This is a genomic window from Paenibacillus chondroitinus NBRC 15376, assembly GCF_004000765.1.
GTDB classification, from domain to species: Bacteria; Bacillota; Bacilli; order Paenibacillales; family NBRC-103111; genus Paenibacillus_E; species Paenibacillus_E chondroitinus.
The window spans coordinates 58,864-74,194 of sequence record NZ_BILW01000018.1 but is presented as its reverse complement, the minus strand read 5'-3'; the positions used below and the strand labels follow the sequence as shown (position 1 = coordinate 74,194).

Below are 15,331 nucleotides of genomic sequence, written 5' to 3'. Positions count from 1 at the left end.
TCCTCAATGACAAAAAGAGCAGTTGCCGCGGCGATCTGCTCCTGGTTTGTTTGACCTAACGATTCGCAAGCGGATAGCCCCAATGGAAATTATTTGATTCTCTTATGAATAGGATGATCCTCATTTAACTCAAGCAAATCCCATAGGTTCCCATATAGATCTTTAAATACGGCGACAATACCATAAGATTGTTCTTTGGGCTCTCTAACGAACTCAATTCCTTTTGCCACCATGTCATTGTAATCTCTCCAGAAGTCATCCGTGTTTAAAAACAGAAAAACTCTACCACCCGTCTGGTTTCCGATAAACCTATTTTGTTCCTTGCCTCATCATAATCTTTGACCACAAGAGCTATATGAACTATTGATTGAATCATATTTGACTCCTCCCTAATTTCTATCATAAATATGAAAAAAATAAGTGTACGGATTCTTACTGTCAGTTATCCCTTTCTCAACGGATACTTCCTTCCATTCACTGAAATCAATTTCTGGAAAATAGGTATCTCCTTCAAATTCATGATGAATTTTTGTTACATACATTTTTTTAACATATGGCATAAATAGTTTGTAAATCTGTTCTCCTCCAAAAATGAATATCTTCTCTTCATTCTGGCATAGATCAAAAACTTCTTGGATGGAATGCGCCATTTCACAACCTTCTATGCTTAACTCTGTATCTCTACTTAATATAATATTTCTACGATCGGGAAGTACCTTTCCAATGGATTCAAAATTCCTTCTCCCTAATACAATTGTATGCCCCTTTGTTATTTGGTTAACATACCGCCAGTCATTAGGAATTCTCCATGGAATGTCATTATCTTTTCCAATAACTCTGTTTTTGTCCATTGCGGCAATTAGATATATCTCCACTTACCCCATCCTTTAACATGTTTGCCTTAAGATATGGCTAATTCTACACAATAACCATCACTGCAATAATATATATCTTTTATAATAATCGATAAGCTTCTGTTCCATAGATAATTTTAATTGATCTAATTCAGCATTCAGTTGTTCAAAAGTTTCCTTATCCATTCTGTATAACGGCTCCTCTTGCTTTAAGTTGGAGATGAAGGAGACTCTGTTTGCAGTTGGAGGATGTGAAGCATCTAGCCGTGCCCCAGCTTTTACGGAAGCTCGCTTCAACCTTTCCATTTCCCGATGCGGTAAAATCCTGATTTGCTCCTGAAAATCTTCGAAGAAATGACCTATTCTCTTAGAATTGATTACTTTTAAAATCGTAAATTCGAACATGGCGTCAAGATGCAGTTTATTTAACAAGGATATCGTGGCTTTAGGACTTGCCGTCTGAGCCGCGAGTTGATCAGCTAAATATTCAGCACGCTGGGAATCTTGCCAAAATAAATGGCAAAGGACATAAAGAAGGAAATAAATGAATTGGGATAATGCTAACAGAACCAGATTCGCAAAAAACATAAAAAAAGCAAGAAGCCGATAACTGGGGTCCCAAAGCCGATCAGGTCGTATAACGGAATACCAGTAAGTCAACGTAAAAAAAGCGGACCCCACCCAGTAACTTCTATTTTGATCCCCATTGATACCATGAGCCAGCTCGTGAGCAATTAATGCCGTTAACTCTTTTTCATCAAGAATTTGAATTAATGGTAGTCCTAAGGTAATGATTTTTTTTCGGCCCAAGCCAATTTCTTTGTAGGAAGCATTAAACTTTTCGTTTATTACAACACCTTCCACAGGCTCTGACCCCATTGCTTTAGCGATATCATCCATCGTGCGATATAGAGCAGGGAATGCCTCTCTCGCCAATGTTTTCTCATTCAATTTATGAAAGCGAGGTCTAGTCGCCCATGAAAATAGCAATAGTAAACAACCAAGAATCAGAATAATCATATTTTGAAAATTGAACACGATCATAAGTATCCCACTTACAAAAAGGAATAAACTGAACAAATGAACGGCAGAAGCGGCAAGGTAAGTGAACAGGCGCATCCATGAAAACGTTGTCTGTAAACTACCTTTATGGATCAAAGTCTGTAATAATCCGGCCCCCATTTTCTCGCCAACCTGCAAATAGGTTCGTTCAAAAATATTTCTTGGTTTCCCCTTTTTATCATCGGCCTTCAAATTCCACTCACATTTATCGCACCAAGTCATAAAGCCTTTGAGAACAGGAGTTATCTCCATACAATTTGGGCATATTGTTGTTTCCAGCATTTCAATATTCGTACTCATTAGTGAAATTATCCCACCCAGTTTCTATTTATAGTCCATTATATTAAACATTGATAGATATGTAATTAAAGAAATTATTGACGTTATCATTTCAGTTGATTTGCCCCCCTTCCTAACATGGATTGTCCCCCTCACTAAAAAAAGGCAGATGATATAGTGTTTATATAAGTAAGCATTAACCACTCGGGGGTACGTGAAATGACAAACGGAAAAAGGGCTGCCTATTCCGCTCGAAAACGGCAGGTTCGATCACGGTTTAATCGGATGGGCAGCATCACCGCACTCCGTGACAAGCTCAGCATCCCTTGAACCTTCCGAAACCCCCGGACAAGGGCAGTGCTTGCACGTGAAGCACTTGTCAAATAACGACCACATGCAGCTGTCAATTACAAATTCGATTCCTGTGCATGCCAAGGAGCACTACAGTATTCAGACGACTCTTCGATTGGATCAACACTTCTCGGAAGATGGCGTAAACATCGAAGTCAGGTTCCTGGACGCTACCGGTCAGCCTCTGAATGAGGTATACACTTCGCCCTCTTTTAACCGCAAGACACCGACCAATTGGGCTGCCCTGCTGGAGACAGCTGGTGCGGATGCAAACGTCTATATGGTAACTGGAGATGCGGTGTACGCAGAGCGGGCCAAACGGAAGATGCTGTACATGCTGACGGATATGTGCCAAGGCATGGATATTTTCAAGTCGACTGGCTGGCATGATGATGATACTTACGGAGCTGTTCATATAGGACGAGGCATCGCGGTGTTATCGGTCATATACGACCAGATTGCAGACTCAGGCATCATACTTCCACAGGAGAGCGCAGACATCCATGCTAAATTCCACTATATAGCTGAAATGATGATGGACACCGCATATTACCGGTTCGATCTGGAGCAGTTTCCGGATGAAAAGGGAGGCAAGCGGAGCAACTGGAACGCAGACCGCGCCACTGGCCTCGGGATCTACGCGCTCATTTTCCCCGAAGAAAAGCTTGCTGATGACTATCTGGCCCATGCCTGTGCTGTCGTCGATTGGCAGCTGGAGCATGTCGTAGATCAGGATGGCGCATGGCCTGAAAATATTCGTTACCATGGCGCTGTGCTGCATAGGTATTTTCTATTTTTCACGCTGCTGCAGCGACTTAAAGGCTTGGACTACTGGTCACGAGACAAGGTAAAAAAGATGTACCGTTTCTTAATCGACACGGTGACTCCAAAGGATAACGTTCAGGGCAGGTCGGATTCGGAGCCTAAACTGCTGTCTCCTGCTGTTGGCGATTCAACGGTTGACGACCAGTGGTTCCGTATGCTCGCTTACGCAGCGCCCTTTTATGCCACATTGGATGCACAGCTTAGTCGGGAAATGATGTGGGCATGGCAGCATGGGGGTGGCGTGGTCCGAGATACGGGTGCTTATCCCTGTACTCTGCTCGCACTTCTCTACCCACAGCCAGAGCTTCCTCAAGATGCACCTGCGCTGACTTCCGTCCACTTTCCAGGGATGGGCTATATTATTTTCCGCCAACATGCCGGTGTGTGGGGTCGCGAGAACTATGCCATCTTCGAATCTTCACCGCTCACCTATCATGCCCATCACGATGAGGGACATTTCTCCATCTGGGCGAACGGTACCCCACTGACCTTGGACCCTGGGACGGGTGGGTATTACAATGGAGACCGCCACTGGTATGTAAACGGACATGCGCATAACGTGGTTCAATTCATGGACGAGGCAGGAATCTGTCAAAATGGCCCGCTGAAAAGCCTCTGTGAGGATGTTTTCTTTTCGAATCAACTCGATTATGTTCGGAGCAAAATTCCAGATGTCCATGCGAAAGGTTACCATCGCCACTTTGCCTATGTGAAAGCCGGCGTTGATGTTTATGTGGTTTGGGATCATATTCGCAGTCAGAACAATAGCGTCTGGAATCTGCATACGACGAGTACTTCTTCGGATATAGAAAAGAATCGGATCATGGCCCATTGCTTAAATGACATGAAATTGGAAGTCACTTTCCTTGAGCCAAGCGGCATTTCAGTATCTAAGGATCACGGAGCCGTATCCGGCGCCTATCCCCTAACCGCGCAAGAACACTTCCGAATTAGCAGCGATTTTGGCGGTGATTGTAATGTCGGCCGTGATAGCAGCTCTAATTGCAGCCATGATTATCTGACTTTGCTCTATCCAAAAAACCGCGAAGCATCCGCACTGGTCATACAGTCTTTGCCAACTGATACCGATTGCCCTGAACTACGGATGTACAAAATACTCCGGGATGAACAAACCATGTTCTACTTGTTGGTGAACGGGACAGAACAATCGTACACATTCCGTTGCCAAGCTGGAGCAGCACTTTTGAATCCCCACGACAAGGCAACCTACTCCCCCAACTACAACGGAGAGTGTCACGTTCAGGTGGAAGCCGGCAGGCTTACTATCCTTCTCACAAACGTTTAAAACAAACAAGGTCAATCGATATTACATCGACTGACCTTGAACTTGAATCGTATGGAAGATAGGAATATTTTGACGCATATCAAACACCTCTTTTGCTAGATATTTATTTTATATACATTTGTTTAAATTCTGAGGGTGTCATCCCCGTATGTTTCTTGAATAATTCACTGAAATGCCGCCTGTCTTCATATCCCAGAGCCTGAGCAATCTCTTGAACCTGCTTTCCTTCAAGCAGCATCGCTTTCGTCTGCTCCATCCGCTCCGTAGTTACGAATTGAGTGACCGTCATACCCGTTACCTTTTTGAATAAATTAGCAAAATAACTGCCGCTCAAATAAACCAGTTTGGCATAATCATTAACGGTCATGTTGGAAGAGACATTTTGCCGGATATGCGCAATGACTTGCTCGACAACTTGGTTCACATCTTCAACGTGGCGTTTCTGAATGAATTCGCAGCCGAGCCTGCACAATTCCTTAATGTTCTCTTGAAGTTCCTTCAGCTTATAGGCAGAGAGGTTTTTGATGGAATACAAATAACGTTCAATCCCTTCCATCTCATCGCGCGTTAGCTTTTCAGAAAAGACCCGATTGATTAGAAAAGCCAGCTCATCAGACATTCCTTTCACCACCTCGGGAGCAGGAGGAGTCGAGGCATGAACGGCTTCCTCAAACAGTTCATCTACAAGGCTGCACGCTTTTTGCAAATTTCCCGACCTCAAGCAGTAAAAAAGTTCCTTCTCCTTCTCGGGAGAATAGCGGGGCAATGTTTGATGGACCGGGCTCAAATCCCGATATGTGTAAACGGTATTGCCTCCCGTGTAGAAATTATAGGAGATGGCAGCGAACGCCTGGGAATACGAATACGAGATCTGATGGATCTCCTGCACTTCCTCTCCAAGTCCAATCGATATGGTATATCGGGAGTATTTATTGACATTTTCGCGGCATTTTTCCGCGATGGCGTCTGCATGATAAGCATCCGAAGGATTGAATATCGCGACAAATCGGTTCGTATGATCCCGAAAAACGAAACCTTTGGTGTGCTCCCTCAAACTTTCCTCCAAAATATTGTGAACGGTAAACCGGATGAGCTCGACCTCCTGGACAGGCAGCGTATCCGTTTGCTCGCTGAACTGATCGATTTCAGTCAACATCACAATGAAACGCTCGCGTTCAAGTCCAATATTCAGAAAATCCCAACGTTTTTGGGCCTGTTCAGGGGTCGTACGGAACTGCAGCAGCAGCTGAAAATATTCCTGCCGCAAAAATGGCAAGCTTTCCCGCAGCTTTCTTTCCATTTCGCGATACCGCTGTGTTTCATGAATTTCCTCTTCAATGGACTGCTTCGCCTTCAAAACAACATCGATAATCTTCTGCGGAGTATACGGTTTGACGATATAATCGAACGCACCTAGACGAAGCGCCTCCTGCGCGTACTCAAAATCGGTATAGCCGCTCAAAAAGACAATTTTCGTTCGTGGAAACCAAGCCAGGATCTGTCTGGTCATCTCCAGCCCATCTACTTTGGGCATTCGAATGTCCGTCAGCACGATGTGCGGCTCCGTTTGTTTGATCAGTTCAATTCCCTGCTCGCCGTTGCTCGCAGTACCCGAGATGCAAACACCGTAAGACGTCCAATCGATTTGATTGGCAATGCCCTGTACGACGGTTTTGATATCGTCGATCACACACATTCTAAGTTCAGTCGTCATTGCTTCATCACTCGCCTGTCAATGGGATAGTTAGTTGCACCGTGGTGGAGACATAAGGCTCGCTGCTCAGACGAATATCTGCTTTATTGCCGTAGTAAAGCCGCAGTCGCCCATACACATTGCGAAGCGCGTAGCTTTTCTTCAACGTCTGCTCGCTCCGCATATCCGCATCGACGGATGGGACATCCATGCCTGCACCGTTGTCCTCCACCAGCAGAATGAGATGTGACTCGGATTTGGAGATGGATATCCGAATGTTCCCCATCCTATCCATACTCTGAAAGCCATGCAAGATGGAGTTTTCAACCAAAGGTTGCAAAATAATTTTCAAAACGGGAACATCTCGTAGGGTCGGGTCCGTCAGCTCAATCACATACTCGAACAAGTCCTCGTAACATTTTTGCTGAAGTATTAGATATTGCCTTACGTGATCCATCTCTTTCGCTAAAGTGGTCATCTCATTCCCGCCGTTCAAGCCAAACTGGAACAAGAGAGACAATGACGTAATCATCTCCGTCACGTCCCGGTTTTGAGACGTTTCCGACTTCCAAATGATCGTATTCAATGTGTTATACAAAAAGTGCGGATCAATTTGCGCCTGCAGCGCTTTGACCTCCATCTTGCGTTTTTCATATTCGGCTTCCTTAACGTCCTCAATCAGCGAAGAAATTTCCTCCAGCATGCGGTTAAACTTCAGACCGACCTGCGTCACTTCATCTTCATATTTACTGGTGAAGCGCACATCGAGTTGATTTTGTTCCACTTTCTTCATTAAACCTTGCAGTTTGTGGAGCGGCTTCAGAAGAAAACTCGAGATGACATTCGATAACACGAAAGCCAATATAGCGCAGCATAACATGATCCAAAGGGTGATTGTTTTAATGCGATTCACTTGATGAAGCAAATCCGACTGCGTCTGAATGCTGACCATCGTCCAATTGTGCGCCAGTGTCAGCCTCGAATAGTTAACCAAATACTTGTTACCAGCGATGTCATGCTTGAAAAATCCACGATCCTGGTTCTTCAGCTGCTCTAAAAAAGAAGCATCCCCTTGAAAGGGAGGTGTATTGCCGCTTAGCGGAAGGACAGTTTCACCTTTGTTTGATATGAGATAATAGTTTTTTGTTTGATCCAATAAACCATCCGTAACAACTCTGCTTATTGCATCTTCCTTGACGTTAACGACGACATATACATCACGAACGTCCGCTTCCGTAACGGGCTTCATGATCAACGAAATCACCCTCGACTTTCCTGAAAAAAGCGGATCCTCGTGATCTTCCAGCCATACGACACGTTCGGTTGTGTTCAGATATTGGGAAAATAGCGTATCTTTGAAACGAATCTGTCCGTTACGAAGATCATTCGTGGCATACATTTCGCCAACAGGTGTGTAAATCAAAACGGACTGAATCGAAGGCTCTATGAGTTTCATTTGCCCTAGAGGCGTCTGCAAAGAAGATAACCGCGTATAATAGGAAGCCGAATGATTCGTAACAACATCTTCCATAGCGTTCTTGAAGGGGTCGCTGAGCATCATGGAAGAAGTCGTAACAATGATGTGTCTAAGCTTCTCATCAAACACGCGTGCTGTTTTATTGAGTGTATTTTGACTGGAAATAAAGGCTTCACTTTCTGTTGATCGAAAAGCAATCCAATACGACATCGTCCCTGTTATTGAAATGGAAACGACGGTCAACATCAGAACCAAGATCCATAACCTTCGGCGGAGCGAAAGCCGATAATACCATTTATTCAAGCCGTATCCCCCTTCTCCGCACAATAATAAGGAAGAGACGCGCTGCTTTAGGCCGCGCGCCCCTTTCCTATTGTAACCATTAAACTTTGCGCCTATTTGGCAAGACTACCCTGCAGTTTGCCCGGATCAAAATTCGGATCCGCCTTCATCTTGGTTTCTCCCGCGGCACGCGCTTTGTCCAATGCCGCATTATAGCGAGTATTCAAATCGCTCAAAAGTTTGTCCAAATCTCCGCCTTCAAGCATGTATTTAATGATGACGTTCCCTAATTTTGTTCCTTCAACTTTTGTTTCTGCTACGCTAGTTGGAGTCGTTGCATACAGAGCATCGAACTTCGTAGGCAAGAAACCTTCAATACCTGGCATTGACGGCTTTTGCGCAGTGGCGTTCACATCCGGCACAATCGAGATGCCAAGGCCTTTTTCGTGGTATGCTTTTTGGAAGTCCAGATTATAGATGTACTCCAGGAATTTCCATGCTTTATCTTTGTTCGGAGTGTCTTTGTTGATTCCAATATAATTTCCCGTATTAGCCACGGCTACAGTTCCTTGCTGTTTCCCGTCAATCGTTGGGGGCAGAGCCGCACTCCAATTAATTTGGGTTGGGAATTGGCTTTGATACACAGCAGGTTCACCCGAGTGGTTAAAATACATACCGATTTTTCCAGCTGCGAATTGGGCACGAAGCGGATCAATATCAAGCGATTCAACACCAGGAAGCATACTGCCGTCCTGCTTCATTTGGCGAAGCGCCTCAACAATAGGCTTATAAGCAGCAAAATCGTACTGACCTGTTTTGTAATTATAGCCGTCCAACACGGACGTTCCGCTGAAGGATCCGATAGGGTTGGCTATCCGTGAGAAGGCAGAGCTTGGATTCTTGAAGTTTTCCGCAAAACCGTACGCTCCGATATCTTTGCCGGCTTCCGTAATTTTCTTGGCGTCTTCCACCATTTCCTGAATCGTTTTCGGCGGTTCCGTAATGCCTGCTTTTTTGAAAAGATCAACGTTATAGATTAATCTCCAATATTGCCCTGTGTTCGGAAGCGAATAAATTTTTCCGTCGACCATATTGCTATCTTCAACAAGTAAATTATTATACCGTTTCTTCATATCCTCTGTCATCATATCGTTCAGGGGCAATAGATAACCTTTCTTCACAAAGCCGGGGAAATCGTTGGTCCGAAAGATATCAGGTGCTTGTTTACTTGCAAAAGCAATATCGACCGATTGGTTAAAGTTGTCCGCCATCACCGTCATCTCAACTTCAATGTTGTCCTTGTTGGTTTCATTGAACTTTTTGATAACTTCCTTCATATAGTCAGCATCATGACGGTCAATCGTCCAGTAGGCAAGCTTCGTCTTCTGCCCGCTTGCTGCAGGTGCACTGCTTGCGCTGCCACTATTATTCGTAGGTTGATTGGTTTGTCCACCGCATGCTGCAAGTGAAGCTACCAGTGTAACGCCAAGCATTGCGCTCATTACTACTTTTTTACTCATGTTGTTAACCCTCCCGTTTTTCTCTTTCAAATGTCTGAACCATGCCTCATGTAACTGTTTTCATAATAACGCTATATCCATTTTGACCGTGAAGGACAAATCAACTTTCCAGGTGGGGGAAAATAACTCTTTTGTATGTTCCTGTAACAATTATCCTTTTACACTGCCTGCCGTCACCTGAATAAATGACTTATTCGCCAATATATAGACGACTAGTATGGGCAGGAAGGATAAACATGCTCCAGCCATCATCAGATGTGCCTCGGCCGCGGCGCCAATGCCGTAGCGCAAATTAGCCAGCCCAACCGTCAATGTTTGCAATTTCGGGTTCGTCATAGTGAAGACCAGCGGCAAGATATATTCATTCCAAGCGCCGCGGAACGTGAACAGTCCAGTGACGCCTAATGCAGGGCTCAAGAGCGGAAGAATAATTCGCCAATACACCGTAAAGAAATTACAGCCGTCGATGTAAGCCGCTTCATCCAAATCCTTCGGAATAGCCTTAAAGAAACCGATTAACATAAAGTAAATGACCGCATGGGAACTAATCAGAATGAGAATGACGCCCCAAAGGGATTTGTTTAAACCAAGTTTAACCATAAGATTGAACTGCGGCATCAATACGACGGCGCCAATGGAGATAAACATCGTGCTCGCTTGCAGAGCTACATACAATTTTTTACCCGGGAACCTCGTTCTGTCCACCGCATAAGCCGACATGGTTGCAACGAGCAGCGTGCCAATCGTCACGATTACGCTGATAAAAAGGCTATTCCACGTAAACTGTGCGAAATTAGCCTGCTTCCAGGCTGTTGCATAGTTGGAAAACTTCCAGACAGTCGGCAATAGGGTAGCACCGGTTGTCAATTCAGCATTCGTTTTTACAGAGCCCAGCATCGCCATAATAATAGGGAATATCGTGAAAAAGGCGACTGCGATCAAAAAAATCCATTTGATGCTGTGCCCGATAATGCGGCCGCCGAGATGACCGCCTGATTTCTTGCTAGTAGTCATTGTATACCCTCCTCTGTTAATCCTGATTCAATCGTTTGGACATCGCGAAATAAACAATGGTAATCAACCCAACGATCAGGGCTGTTACGAAACCGGCGGCGCTGCCGTAGCCAATTTGTTGGACGGTCGGAGAAACAGCCGAGACTGGGAAGAATAGCTTGTACACATATAGATACATGACATCGGTTTTGCCGAAAGGTCCTCCCTCAGTCATGACCATAATACTTTCATACCCTTTCAGGGAGTTGATAATGGCCAGCATAACAATCATCTGCAAAACAGGTCCGAGCATCGGAATCGTAATGTACCAAAACTTTTGGACCACATTCGCTCCATCAATGGAAGCACTCTCATATAAATCATCTGGAATCCCTTGCAATCCGGCAATGAACAGGAGCATATAGTTACCGATCGCGCCCCATATAGCCATAATAATAACCGTTAACATGGCGTAATCCGGCCCCAGCCAATCAATCGCTTTGGAGATTAAGCCGTATTTTAGCAAAAATTGATTGAGCAGTCCGTTATACGAATTAAAAATGGTGAAAAATACGATCGCCATGACGGAAGTACTTATGATCGTCGGCATAAAGTACACGGCGCGCAGCAATACCTTCCCTTTGATCCCCCGGTTCAAAATAACGGCAAGGATCAGCGAAAGCGGCAGCACGATAATCAGCTTGCCACCCGCATAGATCATAGTGTTATACACCGAATGCCAATATTCCGTATCGCGCAGCAATCTTGCAAAATTGTCGATTCCGATAAATTTCTCTTCGCCATATCCCTGATAATCGTAAAACATATAGCGAAACGCCCATATAAGCGGATAGATGCCTAACGCCAAAGTTAAAAACAGACTTGGAAAAATAAAAACATAGGAATTGAAAAGGGAGTTCCTTTTGCGCATATGTGATCTACTCCTTAGACTTAATTAGTAGATTAAGCATATTACAACCGCGCTGACAGGCGGGAGTGGTAATCCAACTATGTCCGTGTGACAAATCAACTGTCTTCCTCCCAGGGGAAGGACATCGCGAAATGCTCAGCACATGCACGGCAGATTCATGGCAAAAGCAAATAGACCGCGAAAAAATCGCGGCCTCATTTGCCTACATGCTAATTAAAATGGATCATAAATGTCTTGATCTCATATGGCTTCATCTGAACGCTTATTCGAGCGTCATGCTGCTGCTTGCCTTCCAGGCGCTCGAGCAGATCACATTCCTGCCAAGACGCAATCCGGACATCGCTCGTAATGTCCACTTGTCCGCTTATACCTGCGAATTCGTGTACGCGTAGAATGACCGCGTTTTGTTCCTCAGCTTGTTTAACTGCATCAATCATGACATGATCGCAGGAAAGCTGGAACAAGCTGAACGATGCTTGATCAGGCGCGCCAGACGCAGATGTCAATGGATTGTTAAGCGACCATGCGGATTGCATCGTTTGACCATCGTACCAATCGCCGGCATGCGGTAGCAGGGAATACGTGAAGTGATGCTCACCAAGGTCAGCCGTAGGGTCAGGAACCTTCGCGGACTTGATCAGCGTGAGTCTCATCACATGATCTTTGATATCATAGCCGTATTTGCAATCATTCAAGAGGCTGACGCCATACCCCCGTTCGGACAAATCGGCCCACTGATGGCCAACCGTCTCGAAACGTGCGTAATCCCAACTCGTATTCCAATGCGTAGGCCGCTTTACATTGCCGAATTGAATATCGTAGGTCGCTTCCGTCGCCCGGATGCGCACAGGAAATGCTACCTTCAACAGTTTCCGCTGCTCATTCCAATTAACATGCGTTTTGAAATCTATTCTGCGGCTATGCGCGTAGAGCACCATATCTTGTACAACGTTTGAATCCATGTAGGACCATTCGAATCGGACGATAGCAGCCAAAGCTCCGGTGTCCGTCACTTCCATCCGAATCACACAAGTCATTTCCTGTTTTTTCTCGGTATAAAAAATGTCAATATCCCACGCCTCGTGCCGACCTTTCGGCTTGTCTTCAAACACTTCAAATCGGTTGCCTCGCTCGCCCTCAGCGATGATTTCCCGCTTCTCTATGCGATCATAGAGTCGTTCGATCTGACCATGAACATCCCATTTAATTTCGTAAAAAGGAGTGATTAACCCCTGATCCAGCTTTTGGAACGAATTCTCCTTAACCTTTTGCATATACGTGTCCGCTTGATCGGCCTGACGAATCACCGTGTAACCCATCGATGGGACGTTCTCAACCTTCACCCACATCTTCCCATCCACCCGCTGCACTTCAAGCGGACGTTGATGAGCATCCAACCAGTCTTCTGCTGATGCTCCTTGCGGCAAGCATACAATATCTGTTTGCTCCCAAGGCGAACTGTTGAACACCACCACTTCACGCCCATGCTTGCCGTCTGTTAGATAGGAAACGGATTGATCCCACACCTTCTCACCAATGGCACGCGCTTCAGCGTATTCAACCCTGCTGTCCTCGTAGACCTCTCGAATCGAAGAACCAGGGATGATGTCATGGAACTGATTGCGTAAAATAATCTTCCAACCTTCATACAAAAGGAGCGAAGCTTCTCCATTACCTGCATGTGCGTCGGCATTCAACAAGCTGCTCATAGCTTGCATCCATTCGGTTTCTCTATACAAGAGCTCCAACTTTCGATTCATCAGCTTGTTATAAGCTTGACTGGTGTAGGTGCCGCGATGCAGCTCCAGATACAATTCGCCATCCCATGTGTGTACATAGGAATTTGAGTTAGACACCTGTTGCTGCAGCTCGTTAAAATACGTATCGGCGCGTCCCGTTTTCACCGCGGGAATACCGGGTATTTGATCCAGTCTGCGCCTCATCTCCAGCATTTCCCGGTTTACGCCACCCCCGCCATCGCCGTATCCATAGGCCAGCAGCAAAGACGAGTTGAGTGACTTATCACGATAGGCGTCCCAAATCCCTTGGACCGAAGATGGCGTCACTTTTCCGTTGTACGTATAGTAGAAGGCTCCTTCGCTGGAGCCAGGATCCGGCGTAGTAATGAAATGAGTCAAAATTTCGGTACCGTCAATCCCCCTCCACATAAAAGTGTCATGAGGCATCCGGTTGTATTGATTCCAACTGATTTTCGTCGTCATGAAAGTTTCAATACCGGCCTTTCGCAAAATCTGCGGCAGCGCCCAGCTGTATCCAAATACATCAGGCAACCACAAATAATTGCAGGCAACACCAAATTCATCACGGAAAAATTGGGTGCCATACAGAAGCTGCCGTACAAGCGATTCCCCGGAAGCCAAGTTGCAATCCGCCTCCAGCCACATCGCACCGCCTGCTTCCCAGCGTCCTTCCTGAACACGTTCCTTGATGCGTTCATAAATTTCCGGATAATCCGATTTGATGTATTCATACAGTTGCGGCTGTGTTTGCAGGAAAATGTACTCCGGGTACTGCTCCATTAATCGCAGCACCGTTGAAAAAGATCTTGCGGCTTTTTCCCGCGTATGCTTCAAACGCCAGAGCCATGCGACATCGATATGCGTGTGCCCGATGCATTGAACCACAACCGAGTGCAGCTTGGGCACCGCTGACAACGCATTTTGAAGCTGCTCCTGCGCGCTGGCAACTGAATTGTAAAAGGCATCGCTGCCCGGCCTTGACCAATCGAGCAGCAGAAAAGCTTGATCCAGCATAGTCAGCAGCTGGTGCCGTTCCGGACGATTCTCATCCAGAATGCGAATGGTTTCCAACAAAGCTTTGGCTGTGTAGAACAGATCGTCGCATGCTTCATCCAGCCAGCACAAAGCTGCCATCTCCAGCCGGCTTTCCATTTCAAGGTGGCTTTGATAGCCGCCTAGCCCAGACCATAAGCGGAAGCGAAGCTGAATCGTGGAACCAATTAATTCTTCTGAGAAAAATACTTCTTCATGATTCGAGTCCACGCCCTGATACGGCTCCCCGTTCAGAAAAAGCAGCGATTCAAACCCGCTGTTCGTCCCTCCGCCCGTTTGGCCTAAGTTAAATCGGCCAATGACCTTCTTTCCTTTCCACTCGGCCGGGATAACAGGGTCCGCAGCTAACCAATAGTAGACATCGCGCCCTTTCCAGCGATCTCCAATTTGAATAGTCCCCCACTCGCCGTCTTCGGTTGGATAAGCTCCAATCGCTCCTTCGGCATCGTGTTTCATTCGAAAAGTATCGATAACCCTCGCATCACGGTAGCGAAATGGTTCCAGTTCATGGATTCGCGCATGCAATTTCTCAACAGTCCAAAACATTGACATACTCCCTTCAAACCTGTGATCGTGTTTTATATAAGTCTATATCCCTGAGGGACGGATATGTCTATTTTAACCCTTTTGAAGACGATTGGGTGATAGGTAATCTCATGATTCGTAGGGGGTAAAATCATTTTCTATCAGTAGAGTCGCAGGAATCCGACTAAGATGCTTCCTTAGGGGAACTGGCGTCCTCTATTTTGAGGAAAACGTGCTATTTTCTTGTTATACGGAACTACAGGGCCTTATTTAGCCTCCATGGTGCGTTTTTCAGATGAAATCGGCAAAATAGGAGACCGTAGTTCCCTTGCAACTGAAAATTGTTTATTTCAAGCAAAATAACGGATCGTAGTTCCTCAAAAGTGAAGGAAACCGGCACCCCATCGGAGCACCGGTCCA

General features: G+C 45.6%; 9 protein-coding genes and 1 pseudogene. 1 reads left to right on the top strand and 9 read right to left on the bottom strand.

What is annotated here, in order from left to right:
• Nucleotides 1–89: 89 nt before the first annotated feature.
• The 3 genes and pseudogenes from PCH02S_RS20085 to PCH02S_RS20075 form a co-directional block, all read right to left on the bottom strand.
• A pseudogene (locus PCH02S_RS20085) lies at nt 90–376 on the bottom strand (VOC family protein).
• Nucleotides 377–389: 13 nt separating this feature from the next.
• Nucleotides 390–875, bottom strand: coding sequence for a dihydrofolate reductase (locus tag PCH02S_RS20080; protein ID WP_127455725.1), 486 nt, complete (start codon nt 873–875; stop codon nt 390–392).
• 57 nt (nt 876–932) lie between these two features.
• The gene (locus PCH02S_RS20075; protein ID WP_127455724.1) at nt 933–2,216 is read right to left on the bottom strand and encodes a M48 family metalloprotease; all 1,284 of its coding nucleotides are present in this window, start codon (nt 2,214–2,216) and stop codon (nt 933–935) included.
• A 346-nt stretch (nt 2,217–2,562) separates the two neighbouring features.
• Here PCH02S_RS20075 and PCH02S_RS20070 point away from each other — a divergent pair, with 346 nt between their 5' ends.
• Nucleotides 2,563–4,677 (top strand): heparinase II/III domain-containing protein, encoded by a 2,115-nt coding sequence (locus PCH02S_RS20070; protein ID WP_127455723.1) that lies wholly within the window; start codon nt 2,563–2,565, stop codon nt 4,675–4,677.
• Nucleotides 4,678–4,780: 103 nt separating this feature from the next.
• Here PCH02S_RS20070 and PCH02S_RS20065 read toward each other — a convergent pair whose 3' ends face one another.
• From PCH02S_RS20065 to PCH02S_RS20040, 6 genes are all read right to left on the bottom strand, one after another.
• Nucleotides 4,781–6,391, bottom strand: a complete 1,611-nt coding sequence (locus PCH02S_RS20065; protein ID WP_127455722.1) for a response regulator — start codon at nt 6,389–6,391, stop codon at nt 4,781–4,783.
• Nucleotides 6,392–6,398: 7 nt separating this feature from the next.
• Nucleotides 6,399–8,150, bottom strand: a complete 1,752-nt coding sequence (locus tag PCH02S_RS20060; RefSeq protein WP_127455721.1) for a sensor histidine kinase — start codon at nt 8,148–8,150, stop codon at nt 6,399–6,401.
• A gap of 92 nt (nt 8,151–8,242) precedes the next feature.
• Nucleotides 8,243–9,649: an ABC transporter substrate-binding protein gene (locus PCH02S_RS20055; protein ID WP_127455720.1), complete on the bottom strand. Its 1,407-nt coding sequence runs from the start codon at nt 9,647–9,649 to the stop codon at nt 8,243–8,245.
• Between the two features lie 150 nt (nt 9,650–9,799).
• The gene (locus tag PCH02S_RS20050; RefSeq protein ID WP_127455719.1) at nt 9,800–10,663 is read right to left on the bottom strand and encodes a carbohydrate ABC transporter permease; all 864 of its coding nucleotides are present in this window, start codon (nt 10,661–10,663) and stop codon (nt 9,800–9,802) included.
• Nucleotides 10,664–10,679: 16 nt separating this feature from the next.
• Nucleotides 10,680–11,573: a carbohydrate ABC transporter permease gene (locus PCH02S_RS20045; RefSeq protein WP_127455718.1), complete on the bottom strand. Its 894-nt coding sequence runs from the start codon at nt 11,571–11,573 to the stop codon at nt 10,680–10,682.
• 209 nt (nt 11,574–11,782) lie between these two features.
• On the bottom strand, nt 11,783–14,932 hold the full coding sequence (locus PCH02S_RS20040; protein ID WP_127455717.1) for an alpha-mannosidase: 3,150 nt from the start codon (nt 14,930–14,932) through the stop codon (nt 11,783–11,785).
• Nucleotides 14,933–15,331 lie beyond the last annotated feature (399 nt).